Consider the following 21322-nt stretch of genomic DNA (forward strand, 5'->3'; position numbering starts at 1 on the left):
GCGGCAACGAGGCGGGACTGTAGGGAAGGGGGCTACAAGGGGCGGTGCTATTGAGTCGCGGACGCGGGCGGCAGCATCGCGGCCATGACTACGACCGCACTGTTGCCCATCGATCCCCGCCGCCAATCCAAGTTCCTCTACTGGATGGGTTGGCGCATCTGCGAGATTGCCGAGGCTACGGGCGAAAAGGAAAAAACGCTACACAGCTGGAAGGCTCGCGACGAGTGGGATCGGGCTGACAATGTCGAGCGTATCGGCGGGGCGCTGGAAGCGCGGCTGGTGCAGCTGATCCTCAAGGACAACAAGAGCGGCGGCGACTTCAAGGAGATCGACCTGCTGCATCGGCAGCTGGAGCGCCAGGCGCGAATCCAGCGTTTTCGGGGTGGCGGTACCGAAACTGACCTCAACCCGAATCTGGCCAAGCGCAACGAAGGCCCGAAGAAGAAAACCCCGAAAAACGAAATCAGCGAAGACCAGGTCGAGCTGCTGCGCGAGGCCTTTATCGATGGCTGTTTTGACTACCAGAAAGACTGGTGCCGGGCCGGTAATCAGCGTACCCGCGTCATTCTCAAGAGCCGGCAGATCGGGGCGACTTACTACTTCGCCCGCGAGGCGTTCATCGACGCCCTGGACACCGGGCGCAACCAGATTTTCCTGTCGGCCTCGAAGAACCAGGCCTACCTGTTTCGGGGCTACATTCAGGCATTCGCCAGGGAAGTGATCGGCGTTGAGTTGACCGGTGATCCCATCGTGCTGCCCAACGGCGCCGAGTTGTTTTTCCTCGGTACCAACGCCCGCACCGCCCAGGGTTACCACGGCAATTTCTACTTCGACGAGTTCTTCTGGACGTTCAAGTTTGAGGAACTGAACAAGGTCGCCTCGGGCATGGCGATGCACAAGAAGTGGCGCAAGACTTACTTCTCGACGCCGTCGAGCATGGCCCACGAGGCGTATACCTTCTGGACGGGTGAGCGCTTCAACAAGGGCAAGCCTGCCGCGCAGCATACGAAGGTGGATGTCTCCCACGGCGCACTTCAGCAGGGCCGATTCTGCGAGGACCGGTTGTGGCGGCAGATCGTCACGATCCTGGACGCGGAGCGGGGCGGTTGCGACCTGTTCGACATCGAGGAGCTGCGCCGCGAGTACAGCCCCGAGGCGTTCGCCAACCTGTTGATGTGCGAGTTCGTCGACGACGGCGCAAGCATCTTCCCGTTGACCCTGTTGCAGTCGTGCATGGTGGACAGCTGGGTCGAGTGGGCTGAGGACTACAAACCCTTTGCCATGCGTCCGTTCGGCGACCGTCAGGTCTGGATCGGTTACGACCCGGCCGAGACGGGCGACTGTTCCGGCATGGTGGTGGTCGCGCCGCCGCTGGTGCCCGGTGGCAAGTTCCGCATCCTCGAACGTCACCAGTTCCGGGGCATGGACTTCGCCGCACAGGCCGCGTTCATCAAAAGCGTCTGCGACCGCTACTGGGTGACCTACATCGGCATCGATGTCACCGGTCTGGGTAGCGGCGTGGCGCAGCTGGTGCGCCAATTCTTCCCGGCCGTGACCACCTTCAGCTACTCGCCCGAAGTCAAAACCCGCCTGGTACTCAAGGCCTACGACGTGATCCACAAGGGCCGGCTCGAATTCGACGCCGGCTGGACCGACATGGCCCAGTCGCTGATGGCGATCCGCAAGACCGTCACTGCCGGCGGACGCCAGTACACCTACACCGCCGGCCGCAACGACAATACCGGCCACGCCGACCTGGCCTGGGCGCTCTTTCACGCATTGCACCACGAACCGCTTGAGGGGCAGACCACTGCCAACACCGGGCGCATGGAGATTTACTGATGACAGAACAACTGGCCAACCAGACGTTGCCCGCGACCACCCCCGCTACTGGCGCCGGGACTCAGGTGTTTTCCTTCGGCGAGCCGACGCCGGTACTGGGTGGCCGGGAGGTTTTCGACTACTTGGAGTGCTGGTTTAACGGGCGGTGGTATGAGCCGCCGTTGTCGCTGGATGGGCTGGCCCGGTCGGTGGGGGCGAGTGTGCATCTGCATTCGGGGTTGATGTTCAAGCGCAACTTATTGAGCAAGACGTTTATCCCGCATCCGCTGCTGTCGCGGGCTTCATTTGAGCAGTTTGCTTTGGACTTTCTTTGCCTGGGCAATGGCTATCTTGAGGGGCGCCGCTCGCGGTTGGGCGGGGTGCGCAAGCTGGAGGCGCCATTGGCCAAGCACATGCGCGCCGGGCCGGATGGACAGTTCTACCAGGTGCGCGGGTGGAAGGACGAACACGCCTTTGAGCCGGACAGCATTTTTCATCTGCGTGAGGCGGATCTGCATCAAGAGATTTATGGACTGCCGGAGTGGATCAGTGCGTTGCAGTCGGCGCTGTTGAACGAGTCAGCGACGCTGTTTCGGCGGAAGTATTACGAGAATGGGAGCCATGCGGGGTTCATTCTGTACATGACGGATGCGGCGCAGACAGAGGCTGATATTGATGCGTTGCGGAAGGCGTTGAAGGAATCGAAGGGGCCGGGGAATTTTCGGAATTTGTTCGTCTACTCGCCGACCGGCAAGAAGGATGGGATTCAGTTGATTCCGGTGAGTGAGGTGGCGGCGAAGGATGAGTTCAACTCGATCAAGAATCAGACGCGGGATGATGTGTTGGCGAGTTTGAGGATTCCGCCGCAGTTGATGGGGATTGTTCCGCAGAATGCAGGTGGGTTTGGTTCGATCAGGGAAGCGGCGCAAATATATGCATCTAATGAATTAGAGCCGATTCAGGCGCGAATGACTCAGTTAAACGAATGGCTAGGTGAAGAGGTTGTTCGATTCAACCTCTACGAGTTAAAAGAAGCTAAGTAATGATGCTAAGGGGGGCTGAATGCCCCTTGCCACTTTAAAAGTTGTGTTCTCTGTTAAATTCGAAATACTCTAGAAGCCATTCATATCGCTGAGTGAGTTTTTCATTATTGTTTATTTTGTGTAATGCTAGTTGCGAAGTGGCATAGCTGATCGCTTCTTTGAACATGTCCGGTGCTTCATTTTGCGTAATTTGCCGCCTAAAGTCCTCACCCAGATAATTAAGTATGTATCTTCCATCTTTGTCGCTTGCTATCAGATCTAGGCATAGTGTCGCCATGTTTCGGTTGTATATGTCGATTTTGTCATCCGGTGCAACAGAGAGATGACCTTTCAAATATCGTACCGTGTACTCACCTATTACAATTCTTGGGTATTTGGCTACTTCGCTTTCTAATATGTAGCTATTCGCAACGATGGCGCCATATAGTTCATTGTCATGCAGTTCAACTCCCCAAGAGATCTCGATAGCACCTCTAATTGGATAGCCTGTGGACAGGCTAAATAAGCAAAGAGCGCCAGCTAGGGCAAATATTTCATACACTGCACTGATCGGACAGTCATCCTGTCCGCCTTGTAAAGAATGATAATATACTAATCCGTCGGACCAGCGTTGTTGTTTTGGCACTGCCGAGGACATTTTTTTGTATAGTTCAAGTTGTTCGGGGTCAAGTTTGCTGAGATCGAACGTACTAATGTTGGGTTTTTTTCTGAACGTTTCTGCGAATCCTTGCAGTCTTGAAATTGCACCAATAGATTCCCTTGCAACCTTTAAGAAGTCTAATTGTGCTTGCTTGTCTTCATCAGTTGGAAGGAGGTTTTGCCCTGCCAACGAATTTTTTTGACCAAGTAGATCTATAAAGCAAGCGCAATAATTTGAAAAAATAAAGTCGCTTTTAATTGGGTGTTCCATGTTTTCCTCTGTGAGTTTTTAAAGTTTAAAGCTGCTCAGTATAGCGCTAAGGCTTTCACTGTAAAATAATGCGTGTATTGGAGTTGTAATGGGCGGTTTAATGCTGTAACTTGGTGACCGATTTTTGGTTTGTGTGCCAAAAAGTACCTTTGTCAATTATCTGGTATAGGTCTGAGTGAATATTTTCAGTTGCTTAGAAAGGGTCGATATTCAGATTTAACAACCGCTGTAGCGCTCTTCCGACGTCGGGATCTGTCAGAATTGTGGACAATGTTTGTTCTAGTGCGCGTTTATCTTCGCAGTAGAAGCTATCATTGCCAAATTTTATTTGACAAGGATATCCATGCTTGTCTATCTCCCAAACTCCAATGTCCTCCTTGTTTTTTCCCTTTGCGAGAGGATTAGTGGCTACGATATATGTAGTTCTTGGTGCAGAAGGCTCCGCCGATTTTCCAAGTACTCCCATAGTGAAGAGGTCTAACGCCGATGCTCTGGCCTCTCGAGTTATTTGAATTTTTCCATCGCTAGCTTCGGAGAGTTGTTTGTTCATTTCCAAGAACACAGATTCGATCTCAGCGAGTTTTGCTTCAACGTCGCCGGCTGCTTTTAGTCCTTTGCCGAAAGATTCCTTAAAGTTTGTCATGTCAATTTTACCCGTTCAATTGTTCCGTATACTGGTATGTGGTCAAAATGTGAATCCGGACTAGTAATGAGGTCGAATAGTCCTGGAACTTCACTAAGATGACAGTTGTTGTCTGCAAGACGCCATGTTTGGGCTTTGATAAAGGCGTGGGAGTAGATTATTTGGTCGAAGGTGTGCCATCTGTTGGTAATTCCGCTTCGGTAATAATAACTACCTGTCGCTGTGGCAATGTCGGTGTTACGTCTGCCGATATAGCCCCAATATGGGTTGTAAAATAAGTGTTTTCTTTGGTGGACAAGCTCTATATCTCTCGTCGCCATAACATGGTGGCTCAGTGACTTTGCAAACGGTTCGTCATTATAGTCTCCAAGTAATATTATATAGGGTGGTGTAGCGCTGGCATCAATTATCTCGTCCACGGCATCGCGTAACCTAAGACCCAATACATGTCTGTCGGCATGTTGTTCCTCACACCAAAGCAGACTTGGCCAGTGAGAGGAAAACATATGAAAAAATGTGCCGCTCGACTTATGTAATAAATCCAGTCTTTGGGCGATTTTTAATGTGCTATTGCCTCTCTTGGAAATGATATTTTCTGAGCGTAAAACTGATATTTTTTCTGGGTTATAAATATAGCAAATATCGAATTTGGAACGGCCTGCTGCTGAAACTCCGGATAAAAAAGCTAAGTGCGAAAAAATCGGCTCTGCCTGTAGGTAGAAGAAATCTGTTTCTGATATTTCTCCAAGAGCAATAAAATCTGCTTTTAATATAAAAATGAGATGAGCAATAACTGCCACGGCACTTTTCTTCAGTTCGTTGCAATCCCTGCTATTCCCTGATGGCGCTAAGCTGGTGTTCCACCATGCCACTGTAATTTGCTCAGGATGGTCTTTGCTTTCTTCGGTGCCGACCATTTCTATACCATGAGTAAGGTCATTTGGAGTCGCATTCTACTATTGCGCGCAGCTCAATTTCCGGCAGATTTTTGCTTGAGGAAGGCTCAATTTCTTTGGGCCACTGTCCTTCCCGTTAATCCTATACTGCCTTGAGGTGGTTACTTATGGTCGTTCAATAGGTGTTTTCAGATATTCTCCCTGATTCCGCACGTTGCCCCCCGAGATCTACTTTGAGCCTCTCGAATGGCTCAGTCGGTTCCCCCTGCATGAACGCCATTTGTTCCGCGCGCTCCTGAGGGTGTCTTGGGGTCAGCCATTCACGAGCCAGGTCCGACGATAACGCAACCGGTCGGCGGTTGTGGATGTCCACCATACCACCGGCGCTGTCGGCAGTAATGATAACGAATCCTTCGTACTCACAAGGCACATGCTCAGTGGTAGGCAACTGACCGATCGAGGGTCCAGATCCTCTTGTTGTGCCATCAGGGTCGACCAAGGGGTAATGTCTTCATGACAAACCCTAGGCCATTGCACGTCCCGCAATCTTCACGCCGATCAAAACGATCAAGGCAATAGGAATAGATGCGGAATCTGGCTAGGCCGATTAGAGGCCGCATTTTTTCGAGGGCATGCAGATCGTGACATTCCTGGGCCACCTGGGCAGCGTCGACCTTTGTCCGGTAGATGTCCGGGTTCTCTATCGGTAGCTGACTCCCTCAACGGTTCGGCCGGTTTCCACTAGGTCGTATTGATGTCCATCGGGCAGCGTCAAGATAAGCCTGTGATCTTCGCAACAGCCCCGGATGGGTTAAACATTCATGAAGGGGGTCAGACTTATAAGAACTGGTTATGCATACAGTTATTAAATATTGAGCACGGTGCGATATGCGCGCGACGAACTGTTGGTACGTTTTGGGGCACTGGCGTGCAACACGGGGTGGGCATGAGGCAATACTGACCTGGCGCGCGCCGTCGTCCCCCCACCTCGCCCGCGCTCTAAATGGGTCTTTTTTTCCGCAGTCCTGCAGGAGGCTGAACGCAGCCAAGGCTGGGCGTTGTCATGGTGATCGTGTGGGGTAAAAAGCCTGCGAATCCCTGCGAAGGGTAGGGCAAATGATTTATCTCCCCAGGCACGGTTGTACGCCAGGCATAAGTCACCACTCGGTGCGTTTTTTCAGGAACGCTATCGGAAAAAAGTAATGTGGTAATTCGGATATCGGTACGCCGCTGTAAGCCCCGTATTCATTGGCTTTGCTGGCTTACTTTAGAAAGTAATTTTGAGTAATGAAAAAGGTAATGTGGATGTAAGTGACTGATTTATAAGGGGTGCATAAAATCAAAAATTACTTCCTTAAAAGGTAATTACCTTACCTCTACATTACTCAAAAATTACCTTGTGCTGATCCTTTGCAGGCCAGTGAAATCAAGGCTCTCAGCCAGATCAAACGTTCGGATTACCAAAATTACCTTTTTCCGATGCCTTTCCCGAAAAAAGGACATCACCTGTGAGGCAGTACAGCCGATCGCCTCGTCACTTACTCATGCAGATGATGAAGAGACACTCTCGCGCAGGTCTTTATTGCCCGCACAAAACGCTTGTAGGAAGTGCTGGGGATTGGAGCGACAGACGTGTGTGCCGACGATGCGAGAGGAACGTCGCTTGTCCCGCCTGGGGGAAAAAAGAAGATGGGTGGTACGAAAGTGGTACGTGCGTTTCTTGATGGCGCTCAAGGCTAGGAGTTTAGAGGCCTACAGAATTAGCTGATCCAATCCATCATCGGCGCGACGGAAAAACGACGGGAGAGCGGGGCAGGCTTGGCGTTGGTTACGGACATTGGGGATCTGGAATCGGTGAGGCTGGGAGCTGGGGAGTTTAACAGGATTGGGCTACTCGCTGAGATTCACGTTTGGGGTGATGCAACCGCGCCTCGTGAACTTTCAGGTTGTTGATGCCATATAGCAAATCGCCGAGCTTGGTCATCGACCAGGCTGGGCTTGAGTATGGTGGCGGTACTGCCCGGGGCTGCACGCTGCGCGGATCTGTGGCTCCCAGCGCTGCACGTGGTTGGTCAGGTGATCGTAGTCGTCGAGCGGGGTAGGGCTCGACGTTAGGAAGTTGCGCGGTTGTGGACTGGCACAATAAAGGCGGGGCAGTGCACACAAAGGCGGGACGCTGGAGCAGGCGGTGGGCCGGTCGAAGCCATTCCCGCGTAATCACGACGGCTAAAGTTTTCCGGCAGGTTGTCGACAACTTGGAAATCGCACGCCATTGGCGTGCCAATAAGCGGTGTTTATACTCGGGATCCGCAGTGCGCCAGTAAGAGTGTTCTCAGTCAGGTCGCGGTTGTGAGTTTTCAGGGATATTCAATTTCAGGGATTTTTCAATGCGCCTGTCTCGTTCAGCTCGAAAATTGCCGTTCGCCAGTAATGTTCTCGCTTTCAGTGGCTTGTTGATGCTGAGCGGTTGCTCCACGTTGAAGTACGACGAAGCGGCGCTGAAGGAGTCGGATGTGCGCCCCATCGTGGCGGCGGACAAGGCCGCACTGGTACGTGATGTCGAACCCCTGAACGGCCCGTTGACGCTCGAAGGCGCCGTGGCCCGTGCCATCAAGTACAACGCCGAGCAGCGCTACCGGGCGATGGAAGAGGCAGTCGCCGCCGGGACCTTCGAGGTCGGGCAGTTCGACATGCTGCCCAAGCTCATTGCGTCCGCCGGCTATCGCGGGCGTAACAACGAGCTTATTACCAACAGCAAGGACTCGGTCACCGGTGCGCAATCGTTGGCCAACCCATACATTTCCTCCAGTCGCGAAGCCGTCACCAGCGAGATCGGTATCTCCTGGAGTTTGCTCGACTTCGGTCAAAGTTATTACGCGGCGCGGCAGAATGCCGATCGCGTAATGATAGCCTCCGAGCGCCGCCGAAAGGCCCTGCACAATCTGATGCAGGATGTACGCAGCGCCTATTGGCGCGTGGTGGCCGCGCAAAAACTGATGCCGCTGGTGCGCACCACCATCACCGACTCCGAAGCGGCCTTGCAGGATGCGCAAAGTGCCGAAGAAGTAAAAGTCCGCTCGCCCCTGGAGCCGCTGCGCTATCAGCGACAGTTGCTGGAAAACCTGCGGCTGATGGAGTTGGTCGAGCAGGAATTGTCCACCGCGCGGGTCGAGTTGGCGGCATTGACCAACTTGCCGCTGGGTGCTGATTTCGTCGTCGTCGAGCCTGCCACCGACAATAACGGTAGTTGGTTGAATCAGCCGGTGGAGCAACTTGAAGAATATGCCCTGGTGCGCAACCCGGACCTGCGCGAAGGTATCTACAACGCACGTATCGCCCAAGAGGAAACCCGGCGCACGCTGCTGAAGCTGTTTCCAGGGATATCGTTCAACTACGGTTACAAGACCAGTAACGATCAATACCTGATCAACCGCAATTGGACCGACGCAGGCGTGCAGATCTCCTACAACTTGCTCGGGCTGTTGTCGGCGCCCGCGCAAATGCGCCTGGCCAATGCCGGGGTGGCCTTGGCGGATCAGCGGCGCATGGCCACGCAGATGGTGGTGCTGACCCAGTTGCACATTGCACGCCTGCAATATGCCAACGCTACTCACCAGTTGGCGCGTGCTAATGCCATTGCCTCGGTGGATGAGCGCCTGGCACAGCAAGTGGCCAACCAGGCCGAGGCGGCGCAGGTCACGCCACTGGATCGGGTTTCGCAACAAAGCGCCTCGGTGCTGTCGCAATTGCGCCGTTATCAAGCGTTGTCCAGTAGCCAGGCGGCGGCTTCGCGGCTACAGGCGACGCTGGGGCTGGAGCCGAGCATAGAAGGAGCCTCGAGCATGCCATTGGCGCAGTTGACCAGCGCCGTGGGCAGCGCGCTACAAACCTGGAATCAGGGCCAGTTGCCTGCCATCAAGGCGGCGCCATGAAAGCGGTGCGCCTCCCGCTCGCAGTCGCCGCGTTGCTCTGTTGGGGCGTGGCGCACGCGGCTGTGTCCGATGCCGATTCAGGGCTCGATAACCGTGAAATTCGCGCGCAGCTGACGCCGTTGCGCTACACCACCTTGTCCGCCGAGATCGGTGCGAAAATTACCCGTCTGCCGCTGGCCGAAGGCGGGTCCTTCAAGCAGGGGCAGGTGCTGGTGCAGTTCGATTGCCTGCTGCAGCAAGCGCAACTGGCTCAGGCTCAAGCCTCTCTGATGGCCGCCGATGCCAGCCTGAAGGGCAATCAAAAACTGGCGCAGCTCAACTCGGTCGGTGAGGTGGAGCTGAATGTATCCAAAGCGCAAGCGCTCAAGGCCCAGGCCGAGGTGTCGGGCAGCCGCACGGTGCTGAGCAAGTGCCAGATTGCCGCGCCGTTCGCCGGGCGCATCGCCGAGCAGAAAGTGCGCGAGCAGCAATTCGTGCAGCCCGGCCAGCCGCTGTTGGAAATCCTCGATGACAGCACCCTGGAGCTCGAATTCATCGTGCCCTCGCGCTGGTTGGCGTGGCTGCACCCCGGTAGCGTTTTTCAAGTCAGCATCGACGAAACGGGCAAGACCTATCCCGCCAAGGTCCAGCGTATCGGCGCCCGGGTGGATGCGGTGACCCAGTCGATCAAGCTCGGCGCGGTCATCGACGGTCGTTTCCCCGAGTTGATGGCGGGCATGAGTGGTCGGGTGGCAATGACGCCGCCTTAGGTGATACCTGGCCTGCTTGATCAAACCTTCATTTCACTGCGTGCACGGTAGCGCCCAGGAGTTAGCCATGACCCAGTCCCTCGAGTCTCTGCTGCGTTCTTCGTTGAAGGCCCCCAGTGGCCCGCGCTTGCGTCGCACCTCGCAGTTGCTGTCGTTGGAGCAGCGCTTCATGTTCGACGGCGCGGCAGTGGTCGATGCGGCCCACGCGGCACAGGCGCCGGACGCAGCAGTGGCGGCGGTACCGCCGGCGGTCACGGTGCGCGAGGCCGAGCCGGCCAAGGACAGCGGCAAGAAGGAAGTGGCTCTGGTCGATACCTCGGTGGCCAACTACAAGGCCCTCGAAGCCGGCGTGCGCGATGGCGTTGGCATCGTCGAGTTCGACGGCAGCAAGGATGGCCTGGCGCAAATTGCCGCCTGGGCCAGCACCCAGAGTGGGCTGGATGCGATTCATATTCTGTCCCATGGCTCCGAAGGTGTGCTCAACCTGGGGGCGTCGCAGTTGACGCAGCGTTCGCTGTCCGACAGCACCACTCAAGCCGAACTGGCGCAATTGGGTCAGGCGCTCACCGCCGACGGCGACCTGTTGCTGTACGGTTGCGATGTGGGCGCAGGTGACGGCGCAGCATTGCTCAGCGGCCTGGCACAGGCGACCGGCGCTGACGTGGCCGCATCGACCGACCTCACCGGCGCCGCCCGCCTGGGCGGCAACTGGACGCTGGAGGCGCACAGCGGCGTCATCGACACTCGGGAGTTGGCGCTGGTCCAGTACGACGGCGTGCTCGATGTCGTCAACTTCAACGGCACCGAATCGAACTATGACTTCACCAATATCACGATCGACAGGCTAGTCAGCAATGTCAGTGGTAGTGGCAACAGCACGGTCCACATCTATTTCCAGGCCGACAATATGGGCTTCGATGCCGACGGCTTGTATCCCTACAACGCCTCCACTGGGTTCGGCAACGGCACCCGCCTGGTCATCACCGCCGAGAATGGTTATACCTTCGACCTCTCCGGCCTGACCGCACAAGCCCAGACTAGCATGCTGCATTTCACGCTGACCTACGCCAACGGCAGCACCAGCAACTTCGGCCAGGGCGGCGTAGACCCGTTCATGATGGTCCCGATATCGTCCTTCAACCAGAGCATCAACGACGTCGTCCGCGTCACCATCGACTCGAATGACTACTCGATCTTCCAGAATTTCATCATCACCGACGTCAAGCTGGCCTCACCCGTTGCCACCGTCAGTTCCGCCTCGTTGTCCGCCGACACCGGCACCAGCGCCAGCGATTTCGTCACCAATACCGCCAGCCAGACCATCAGCGGTTCGCTGTCGGCTGCCCTGGGCACGGGTGAGCGGGTGCAAGTCTCCTACGACAACGGCAGTACCTGGAACAACGCCAGTAGCTATGCCGTAGGCTCCACCAGCTGGAGCACCACCACCACGCTGGCCGGCAGCAACACCTTCATGGCCCGCGTCATCAATACCAACGCCACCAGCAGCACCGCCTACAGCCACACTTACATGCTGGACACCACGGCACCGACCACCACACTCAGTAACCTGGCGTTATCGGCGGACACAGGCACCAGCACTACCGACTTCATCACCAAGACCGCCAGTCAGACCATCAGCGCTACCCTCAGCAATACCTTGGCAGCAGGCGATGTCCTCTATGGCTCGCTGGACAACGGCGTCACCTTTACCGATATCACCAGTAAAGTCAGCGGCACTACCCTGACCTGGAACGGTGCCACGCTTTCGAGCAGCAACACCCTGATGCTGCGAGTGACCGACAGCGCCGGCAATAACGGCGTGGTCACCAGCAGGGCGTACACCCTGGACACCACTGCGCCTGCCAACAGCATTGCCAGCGCCAGCTTCTCCAACGACAGCGGTACGTCCAGCACTGATTTCATCACCAATACCGCCGCCCAAACGGTCAGCGGCACCTTGTCGGCCAACCTGGCGGCGGGGGACACGGTCTATGTCTCGCTCAACAACGGAGCGACCTGGACGACCGCCAGTGCCAGCGTGGGCAGCAACGTCTGGTCGCTGGCCGGTGTGACCCTGACCTCCAGCAGCACCCTGCGCGTCAAGGTCAGCGATACTGCGGGCAACGACGGCGCGGTCTTGTCGCAGGCCTACGTGTATGACACCAGCGCGCCGACCACCACGTTCAGCGGCTTGAGTTTTTCCAACGACACGGGTACCGCGGGCGACTTCATCACCAACAGTGCGTCACAGACCCTCCAGGCCACGCTCAGCGGCGCGCTGGCCGCGGGTGACATCCTCTATGGTTCGCTGGACAACGGCAGCACTTTTACCGACATCACCAGCAAGGTCAGCGGCACTACCTTGAACTGGAACGGCATAACGCTTACCGCCAGCAACACCCTGCAGCTCAAGTTGGTGGATGCGGCCGGCAACCAGGGCGCCGTGCGCAGCCAGGCTTACGTACTGGACAGCAGCGCACCGGCTGCACCGACCATCACGCTCGCCACTGCAAGTGACAGCGGGATGGCCAATTCCGATGGGGTCACCAATGACTCTACGCCCATGCTGACCGGTACAGCCGAAAGCGGCAGCACTGTCAGCATCTACGATGGCGCCACACTGCTGGGCAGCGTCGTCGCCACGGGTGGCGCCTGGAGCTACACCACTGGCGTGCTCAGCGACGGTGGGCATGTCTTCACGGCCACGGCCACCGATTCGGCAGGCAATGTCTCGGCGGCGTCGTCCGCGGCGCAGGTCACGGTCGACACCATTGGGCCAGCGGTGGGTTCAGTCGCCGTGCCGGCCAACGGCACGTATTACAGCGCCAGCGCGTTGAATTTCACGGTCAACTTCAACGAAGCGGTGTACGTCGACACCACGGGCGGTACGCCCCGTATCGCTATCGTGGTCGGCGCCACGACTCGGTATGCCAGCTATGTTTCCGGCTCCGGTGTCAGCGCGCTGGTGTTCAGCTATACCGTGGCCAATGGAGATATCGATAGCAATGGCATCACCGTCGGCGCGCTGGCCCTCAACGGCGGTAGCCTGCGAGACCACGCCGGCAACGACGCGAGCACCACCCTTAACAGCGTCGGCAGCACCGCCGGTGTTGGCGTAGACGGCAGCAGCCCGAGCATCTCCAGTATCAGCGCCAGTACCGCCGACGGTGCCTATGGCAGCGGCCAGACCATCACCCTCACGGTCGACTTTTCTACAGCGGTAACCGTCGATACCACCGGCGGCACCCCGACGCTGGCCCTGGATGGCGGCGGCACTGCCACTTACACCGGTGGGTCGGGCACCAATACCTTGACCTTCAGCTACACCGTCGGCGCCGGCCAGAACAGCGCCGATCTCGACTACAGCTCGACCAGCGCCCTGGCGCTCAACGGCGCCACCATCTTCGATGCCAGCGGTGCCCACCAGCCCGCCGTGCTCACCCTGGCCACCCCCGGCACGGCCGGGGCGTTGGGCGCCAACAAGGACATCGTCATCGATACCGCGGCGCCGACCAACACCGCGGCCAGCGCGGTCTTTTCCGCCGATACCGGCACCTCGGCCGTCGACCTCGTTACGCGCACCGCAGCCCAGACCATCAGTGGCACGCTGGCGGCCAATCTGGCGTCTGGCGAGCACGTCTACGTGTCACTCGACAACGGCGCGACCTGGTCCCTGGCCACCACCAGCGTCGGTAGCAGCACCTGGACGCTGGCCGGCCATACGCTGACCGGCAGCGGGACGCTCAAGGTGCGTGTCAGCGACGACGCCGGCAACAATGGCGCGAGCTATTCGCAGGCTTACGTGCTCGATACCACCGCGCCGACCATCACCTTCAGCAGTCTGTCGCTGTCTGCGGACACGGGCATCAGCCAAAGCGATTTCATCACGAATACGGCTGCGCAGACCATCAGCGCCACCCTCAGCGCAGCACTGGCCGCGGGCGACGTTGTCTATGGGTCGCTGGATAACGGCGCCACCTGGACCGACATCACCAGCAAGGTCAGCGGCACGACCTTGACCTGGAACGGCGTGACCCTGGCCGCCAGTGACACCTTGAAGCTGCGCGTCACCGACCTGGCCGGCAACAATGGGGTTGCCACCAGCCGCGCCTATGTGCTCGACACCACCGGCCCGAGCACCACTGTCGCCACTGTGGGCCTGTCGAACGACAGCGGTAGCTCGACCAGCGATTTCATCACCAACGTCGCCGCGCAGAGCATCAGCGGTACCCTGTCGGCGAACCTGGTCTCGGGAGAGGTGGTGTACGTTTCGCTCGATAATGGCGCCACCTGGACCGCCGCCAGCACAACCGTCGGCAGCAATGCCTTTCAACTGAACGGCCAGACGCTGACCGCCAGCAACACCCTGCTGGTCAAGGTCAGCGATGCCGCAGGCAACGACGGCGCGGCGCTGTCGCAAGCCTATGTGTATGACACCGCCGCCACTGTCCCCAGCATCGACCCGCAATCGACCGCCAGCCTGACCCCGGTATTGACCGGCAGTGCCACCCTGGCGGCCGGCGAAACCCTGACCGTCAGCGTCGGCGGGGCGACTTACGATGTTACGCCGGTGGCCGGTGCCTGGCGCCTTGATCTGGCCACCGCAGTGCCGGCGAGCGGCGCCCTGGCGCTAGCGCTGAACCAGCAATACGACGTGGTGGCCCGCGTTACCGACCTGGCCGGCAATACCGCCAGCGATATTACCGCGGGCGAACTGATCGTGGGGACGCTCACACCCGGGACCTTGGTCAGCAGCATCAATTTCTCTCAAGACAGCGGTGCTTCGTCCTCGGACTTCATCACCAACGTGGCGGCGCAAACCATCAGCGGCACCTTGTCGGCCAATTTGGGTAACAACGAGAGAGTGTTGGTATCGCTCGACAACGGCGCAACCTGGACGACTGCCAGTGCCAGCGTAGGTGCTGACACTTGGTCGCTGAGTGGCCAGACGATGACCGCCAGCAACACGCTGCAGGTCAAGGTCAGCAACCTTGTCGGCAACGACGGCGCCGTGAGGTCGCAAGTCTATGTGTATCACACGACGGCCAGCGTCCCGAGCGTCGATGCGCAGACCACCACCAGCACCACGCCGACACTGACCGGCAGCGTGACGCTGGCACCGGATGAACACCTGACGGTCAGCGTCGGCGGGGCAACTTATGACGTCACGCCGGTGGCGGGCGCCTGGCGACTGGATTTGGCCACCGCAGTGCCGGCCAGTGGCCGGTTGAACCTGGCTCCCGGCCAACAGTACAACGTGGTCGCCACCGTCACCGATCTGGCCGGCAATGTTGCCACCGATAGCAGCAACGGCGAGCTCGTGGTCAGCAATGCCGTTACCGCCCCCGCACTATTCCAGACACCGCCCGTGGTCCCCGTGCCTATGCCGTCCGTGGTGTATCCCGCCTCGTTGCTGCCCCCGAGCCTTAGCGATCAGAGTGCACTGCCCCCGCCGGCTCTGAGTGTTGCCAGCCAAAGCCCTTGGCAGTCGCCCGGCCTGTTCGGCCAGACGTTGCAGGCGGACGCGCCGATCCGTGGCGGGCTTGCCGAACTGCTTGGCCCCGACGTCAGTGCGCCGCTGTCGGTGGGCCGTGAGGTGCTGGTGGTGAGCCGGCCTATCGATAATCTGGTGATGCGCAGCGGTGAGCGCATCAGCGTGCAACTCGATACCCATGCGTTCAGCCACAGCATCGCGGGAGAGCGCCTGCAGTTGAGCGCTGAACTCGTAGATGGCCGGCCGCTACCGCCCTGGCTCAAGTTCAACCCGCGCAATGGGCGATTCGAAGGCATCGCGCCCGAAGGTTTTGCCGGCAAGTTGACGGTGCGGGTCATGGCCCGGGACAGCCTCGGGCATGAAGCGGTACAAGCGTTCGATATCGTCATCCAGCGTGACCATCGTGCCCAGGCGCCGGTTGGCCGAAACCCTGCGGCGACCGTGGCCGAGCCCACCGGGCGTAGCAGCCTGAGTCAGCAACTGCGTGACGCACGCACGACGAGCGGGCAGCGCCTGGCGGGTCTGGCGCAGAGTGCGGGTGTGCCCGGCAGGCCGCTATGAGCGACGGGGCACCCATCGACGTCGCGGGTTCCACGGCGGTGCATGCGTCGGTCAATCCGCTGCTGACACTGATAGAGCTCGGGCAGCGCGCCCGGGCCGCAACCAGCACTGCCGAGCTGGGCTTTTTATTGGTCAACGACACCCGTTTATTGCTCGCCTATCGCCAAGCGGCTTTATGGATGGCCGACGGCGGTGTACGCGCGCTGTCCGGCGTGGTTTCGGTCGACGGCAACGTCCCCTATGCGCAGTGGTTGCGGCGCCTGGGTGAGCACCTTTCGGCCACTCACCCGGCGGATAGCCCGTTGCCGGTGGACATCGCCTCGCTGCCAGCGGACATTCGCACAGAGTGGGGCGAATGGTTGCCTGGCGCTGCCACCTGGGTGCCCTTGAATGCCGTCGGCGGCGGGCTGCTGCTGGCCAGTGACTGGCCCTTGGCGGTGGAGCTGGAACCTGTACTGTGCGAATGGCGAGACATCTGGCAACACGCCTGGTGCGCATTGCAGCGCCCCGCGCGCTGGTCACCGCTGGGCTGGCGTGCCTGGTGGCGGGGTGGTTCGACGACGGTACGCTGGCGGCGTTACCTGGTGGCGGCACTGATACTGGCAGGGGTGATGTGTTTCCCTGTGCGCTTGACGGTGCTGGCTCAGGGTGAGCTGGTGCCGGCCAACCCGGACACCATTCGTGCGCCACTGGATGGCGTGATCGCCGATTTCAGTGTGCGCCCCAACGAGTCCGTCAGCCCTGGGCAATTGTTGTTCTCCTTCGACCAGGCACCTTTGGACAGCCGCCTTGCCGTGGCGCGGGAGGCGGTATCAACTGCCCGAGCGCAGTATCGGCAAGCGACGCAGATGATGCTCAACGACCCGCAGGCGCGTGGGCAGATTTCCACATTGCTGGGCACGATCGCCGAAAAAGAAGCCGAGGCCACGTTTTTGCAGGGCCAGTCCGAGCGCTCCCGGGTGCTGGCACCTGGCGCCGGTATCGTCTTGCTCGACGACCCCAGCGAGTGGATTGGTCGGCCAGTTCAGATCGGCGAAAAAATCATGCAGGTCGCGGCGGCCAATGATGTCGAGATCGAGGCGTGGGTACCTATCGGGGATGCCATTCCACTGGCCGAACAGGCGCAGGTGCAGTTGTATCTGGCGGCTTCGCCACTGACGTCGCTGTCTGGCACCTTGCGCTATATGAGCCATCGGGCAACCGCGCGTCCCGACGGGAGTTATGCCTACCGGGTGCGTGCCACGCTGGCCACTGCGGCTGACCAACGTATCGGCCTGAAGGGAACCGTCAAGCTCTATGGCGATCAAGTGTCGCTGGCTTATTGGGTGTTGCGTCGGCCGTTGGCCGTCGTACGCCAGTTTCTAGCCCTCTAGGCGGGGATGCAAATGCCCTCGTTGCTGCCGGCCCTGCGCGAAGACTTATCCATTGTCCCGGGCCCTCGGCTGCGTGACGGACAACCCAGCTGGTCGCTGCACGACCCGGCGCGCAACCTGTTCTTTCAGATCGATTGGCCCAGCTTTGAAATGCTCGGTCGCTGGGCGTTGCGCCAACCCGAGGAAATCATCGCGCAGATCAACCGCGATACCACTCTGGGCCTCGACCTTGAAGCCTTTGACGAGTTGCTGGCGTTCCTGCGTAACCAGCAATTGCTGCAGCCGGCAGCCGGAGCGGCGCCGGCCATGGCGGCCCAGATGGCCAGGCAAAGCGGCAGCTGGATGCAATGGCTGCTGCATAACTACCTGTTCTTGCGCATCCCCCTGGTCAGACCGGATCGCATGCTGCGCCGCGTTTTGCCTTACGTTTCGCTACTGTTTACTCGCGGGTTCTGGGTGCTCACGCTGCTGGCCGCAGTGCTGGGTGGCGTGGCGGCCTATCGCGAAAGTACACGCTTCGTGGCGACCTTGATGGATACCCTGACCTGGCAGGGCATGCTGGCGTATGGGGCGGCCATCCTGTTCGCCAAGGTCTGCCATGAACTTGGGCACGCCTTGACCGCCAAGCATTTCGGCTGCCGCGTACCCACCATGGGGGTCGCATTACTGGTGCTGTGGCCGGTGGCCTATACCGATACCAACGAAGTCTGGAAGCTGCCTCGGCGTGGCCAGCGCCTGGCGGTGGCAGGCGCCGGCATTCTCACTGAACTGGCGATCGCCGCGTGGGCCACGCTGGCCTGGGCCTGGTTGCCCGACGGCGGCCCGAAACAGGTGGCCTTCCTGTTGTCCACCACCACCTGGGTGTCGACCTTGATCATCAACGGGAGCCCGTTCATGCGCTTTGACGGCTACTTTCTGCTGTCCGACTGTCTCGGTCTTCCTAACTTGCACAACCGCGCGTTTGCCTTGGCCCGCTGGGATCTGCGCGAGCGCTTGTTCAAGCTTCAGGAACCGGCCCCGGAACACTTCAGCCCGCGCCTGCACAAGGGCCTGGTGATCTTTGCCTGGGCGGTGTGGATCTATCGGCTGGTCCTGTTTCTGGGCATTGCGGCACTGGTCTATCACTTCTTCATCAAGGCGCTGGGCATCTTTCTGTTCGCGGTAGAAATCAGCTGGTTCATTGCCTTGCCGCTTTGGCGTGAGTTCACTGAATGGCGTACTCGTTGGCCGGCGATTCGTCAGGGCGGGCGAGTGCGCGTTTCGGGCTTGCTGATGCTGGCGCTGGTCGTGCTGCTCTTTTTACCCTGGCCAAACCGCGTGTTGACCAGTGGCCTGCTGCAACCGCAACAACGCATGGAGCTTTATGCGCCCGCGCACGCCAGGCTGACGGCGCTGCCCGTGGCCAATGGCCAAGCGGTGATCGCCAACCAGCCGTTGCTCAGCCTCGACTCGGCTGATCTGCAACTGCGTGGAGCCCAAACCACTGCGAGGCAGTCCGCCCTCAGCTGGCAATCCGGCGCCGCTGCCTTTGACAAAAATACCCGTAAGGACTGGCAGTTACTGCACGACCAACTCGCCCATGCCAATGCCGAGCAGGCCACGGTAGGCGCTGACCTGCTGCGCTTTCGACCGATGGCGCAGTACCCGGGTCGGCTGGTGGATATCGATCCGGATCTGCGTCCGGGCGAATGGCTGAAAAACCAGGAACCCTTGGGCGAACTGATCGCAGACGGCCCCTGGCAAGTGGTGACCTACGTCGACGAGGACGAAATCCGCCGCCTGGCCATTGGCGACCGCGCGCTGTTCATCGCCGACGGCCTGGGCGGCCCGGACCTGACTGCACGGATCAGCAGCATTGACCGAAACGCCAGTCGAACCCTTGGCGAGGGTGCCTTGGCAACCTTGTCCGGTGGCCACGTGCTGGTGCGGGAAAACAACGGCATTCTGTACCCTGAACAAGCGGTGTACCGCGTCATCCTCGACATCGAGGCCGACCTTCCCGCGACCAGCCCGCTCCTGCGAGGCCGCGTGGCTATCGCCGGGCGCTGGGAATCGCCGGCGGCGAGGTTTATACGGGCGGCTGGGGCGGTGGCGTGGCGGGAGGCGGGATTTTAGGGGGGGCGTGGTACGTACGGCACGTCCCAGCGCAATCATCCGGATGGGTTAAGGATACGCAGGGCGATGAGCGACTTTGGCGGGCAAGGACAATGTAATGAATCTCCCTCAACTCGCGTCGACATTGCCCATATTGTTATTCCCCTAGCCACTACAATCCCCATCTACAGTCGCTGCAAAATCAGCGACAAGGGTGTGGAAGCCCTTCACAAGATCTAGACGCACAAGGCGCCACCTGAATTTAAGCAGGCGCTTTTTTCATGTCTGCTGTTAAATTATGGCGGCTGTGCGCGGGGCACTTTCGGGTGCGCCGGGTTCCTAGATCCCCGGTCTTCCACACCTACGCACAGCTGCCACCCATCATGTGGAAGTGATGCTGGCAGTTCCTTTATCAATTCTAGGAACGATACTGATGAAGAAGATCACTTTTTTTTTCATTCAGAAACCGCACTACCTGAACCAACGCTGTAACCAACAAAAGTTTCATAATCCCCGACACACCTGCGGCCTAGGATGAACGGACAAGACCCAGCCTCCGCTTACCCACCCCACAGGAACCCGAAAAATGATCTCAAACCTCTTCAAAGTCTCGCTCATCGCCGGTGCTTTGCTGTTGAGCGCCTGTTCGGGTGTAACGTCTCATGAAACGTATTCGGCCGAATCCGTGCCGTCCGCTGGCTTTGGTCCGGGGCCTACCAACAGCAACCCCAACAAGATGAATTTCCATGGCAATGCGTTGAGCAACAGCTTTGGCGAGTACAGTTCGGGGTTGCTGCACGACGACTGACGGTGTTCGGTTTGACCTCTGTAGGTGCCGGCAAGCTGGCTCCTACAGGGCTGTGTTCTTTCACCGTAGTGAGGCGTGACGCGTTACTTCGCGTCAGGCACCGCCAGCCACTGCCGCAGAATCTTCTGGTAATTGCCTGTCGCCTTGGCCAGGTGCAGCCACTGATCGACGTACAGCTTCCAGGTCATGTCGTCGCGGGGTAGCAGGTAGGCTTTTTCGCCGTATTGCATGTATTGCGTCGGGTTGACCGCGCACAGTCCCGGTTTGAGTTTCTGCTGGTACAGCGCTTCCGAGGCGTCGGTGATCATCACGTCAGCCTTCTTGTCCAGCAGCTCCTGGAAAATGCTCACGTTGTCGTGCAGTTGCAACTGCGCCTTGGGCAGTAGGGCGTGAACGAAGGCTTCGTTGGTGCCGCCGGCCGGTTCGACCAGGCGAACCGAGGGTTGGTTGATCTGCTCGAGGGTCTGGTACTGCGCCTGGTCTTCGCAGCGTACCAGCGGGATTTTGCCGTCGACGTCCAGCGTGGTGCTGAAGAAGGCCTTTTTCTGCCGATCGAGCGTGACCGAGATACCGCCCATGCCGATGTCGCATTTGCCGGCGAGCATGTCCGGCATCAGGGTTTTCCAGGTGGTGGGCACCCACTCGACCTTGACACCGAGGCTGTCGGCCAGGGAGCGGGCCATGGCGATGTCGATCCCGGCGTATTCGCCGTCTTCGCCTTTGGAGGTGTAGGGTTTGTAGTCGCCCGTCGTGCAGACGCGCACTTGGCCTTGCTGGATGACGCTATCCAGGTGGGAGGTGCCTTCCGCCGACGCACCAAGGGAGAGAGCGAGCAGGCCGCTGAGCATTATCGCGCTTTGTGGGATTTTCATTTTTTCGGGCTTTTGTGAGGGTCGAAGAGGACTGAGTGTAGTGAACCCGTCTCTTTGCTGTCATTGGCAACAAAAAGGGCGTTCCACTTCTGTGGAACGCCCTTGTTCAAGTGCGGTTGCCGTCTG

General features: G+C 58.9%; 12 protein-coding genes and 1 pseudogene. 8 read left to right on the top strand and 5 right to left on the bottom strand.

Going from position 1 to position 21322, the window contains the following annotated elements:
• Positions 1-84 precede the first annotated feature (84 nt).
• Positions 85-1842, top strand: coding sequence for a terminase ATPase subunit family protein (locus tag ACX3YD_RS08935; protein ID WP_458959709.1), 1758 nt, complete (start codon positions 85-87; stop codon positions 1840-1842).
• On the top strand, positions 1842-2864 hold the full coding sequence (locus ACX3YD_RS08940) for a phage portal protein (RefSeq protein WP_458959710.1): 1023 nt from the start codon (positions 1842-1844) through the stop codon (positions 2862-2864). The genes ACX3YD_RS08935 and ACX3YD_RS08940 overlap by 1 nt, the downstream gene beginning before the upstream one ends.
• A gap of 34 nt (positions 2865-2898) precedes the next feature.
• Here the strand turns inward: ACX3YD_RS08940 and ACX3YD_RS08945 are convergent, their stop codons facing one another.
• From ACX3YD_RS08945 to ACX3YD_RS08960, 4 genes and pseudogenes are all read right to left on the bottom strand, one after another.
• Entirely contained in the window at positions 2899-3774 is an 876-nt protein-coding gene (locus ACX3YD_RS08945; protein WP_458959711.1) for a hypothetical protein, read from the bottom strand.
• 193 nt (positions 3775-3967) lie between these two features.
• Entirely contained in the window at positions 3968-4417 is a 450-nt protein-coding gene (locus ACX3YD_RS08950; RefSeq protein WP_458959712.1) for a hypothetical protein, read from the bottom strand.
• Entirely contained in the window at positions 4414-5334 is a 921-nt protein-coding gene (locus ACX3YD_RS08955; protein ID WP_458959713.1) for an endonuclease/exonuclease/phosphatase family protein, read from the bottom strand. The genes ACX3YD_RS08950 and ACX3YD_RS08955 overlap by 4 nt, the downstream gene beginning before the upstream one ends.
• 144 nt (positions 5335-5478) lie before the next feature.
• A pseudogene (locus tag ACX3YD_RS08960) lies at positions 5479-5773 on the bottom strand (SOS response-associated peptidase family protein); the annotation flags it as partial.
• 1927 nt (positions 5774-7700) lie between these two features.
• On the opposite strand from ACX3YD_RS08960, the gene ACX3YD_RS08965 reads away from it, so the two are divergent.
• The 6 genes from ACX3YD_RS08965 (at position 7701) to ACX3YD_RS08990 (ending at position 20324) form a co-directional block, all read left to right on the top strand.
• Entirely contained in the window at positions 7701-9245 is a 1545-nt protein-coding gene (locus ACX3YD_RS08965; RefSeq protein WP_458959714.1) for a TolC family protein, read from the top strand.
• Positions 9242-9994, top strand: a complete 753-nt coding sequence (locus ACX3YD_RS08970) for an efflux RND transporter periplasmic adaptor subunit (protein ID WP_458959715.1) — start codon at positions 9242-9244, stop codon at positions 9992-9994. Before ACX3YD_RS08965 ends, ACX3YD_RS08970 begins: the two co-directional genes overlap by 4 nt.
• 67 nt (positions 9995-10061) lie before the next feature.
• Positions 10062-16049: an Ig-like domain-containing protein gene (locus ACX3YD_RS08975; protein ID WP_458959716.1), complete on the top strand. Its 5988-nt coding sequence runs from the start codon at positions 10062-10064 to the stop codon at positions 16047-16049.
• Complete coding sequence (locus ACX3YD_RS08980) at positions 16046-17422, top strand: efflux RND transporter periplasmic adaptor subunit (protein WP_458959717.1); 1377 nt, start codon at positions 16046-16048, stop codon at positions 17420-17422. The genes ACX3YD_RS08975 and ACX3YD_RS08980 overlap by 4 nt, the downstream gene beginning before the upstream one ends.
• A gap of 12 nt (positions 17423-17434) precedes the next feature.
• On the top strand, positions 17435-19537 hold the full coding sequence (locus ACX3YD_RS08985; protein WP_458959718.1) for an efflux RND transporter periplasmic adaptor subunit: 2103 nt from the start codon (positions 17435-17437) through the stop codon (positions 19535-19537).
• Positions 19538-20102: 565 nt separating this feature from the next.
• Positions 20103-20324 carry a hypothetical protein gene (locus tag ACX3YD_RS08990; RefSeq protein WP_047531303.1) on the top strand — a complete coding sequence of 74 codons (222 nt, stop codon included), beginning with the start codon at positions 20103-20105 and terminating at the stop codon, positions 20322-20324.
• An 83-nt stretch (positions 20325-20407) separates the two neighbouring features.
• On the opposite strand, the gene ACX3YD_RS08995 is transcribed toward ACX3YD_RS08990, so the two are convergent.
• On the bottom strand, positions 20408-21172 hold the full coding sequence (locus tag ACX3YD_RS08995; protein WP_458960399.1) for a transporter substrate-binding domain-containing protein: 765 nt from the start codon (positions 21170-21172) through the stop codon (positions 20408-20410).
• Positions 21173-21322: the final 150 nt, after the last annotated feature.

The sequence above is a fragment of the Pseudomonas fluorescens group sp. PF-1 genome, assembly GCF_054481335.1.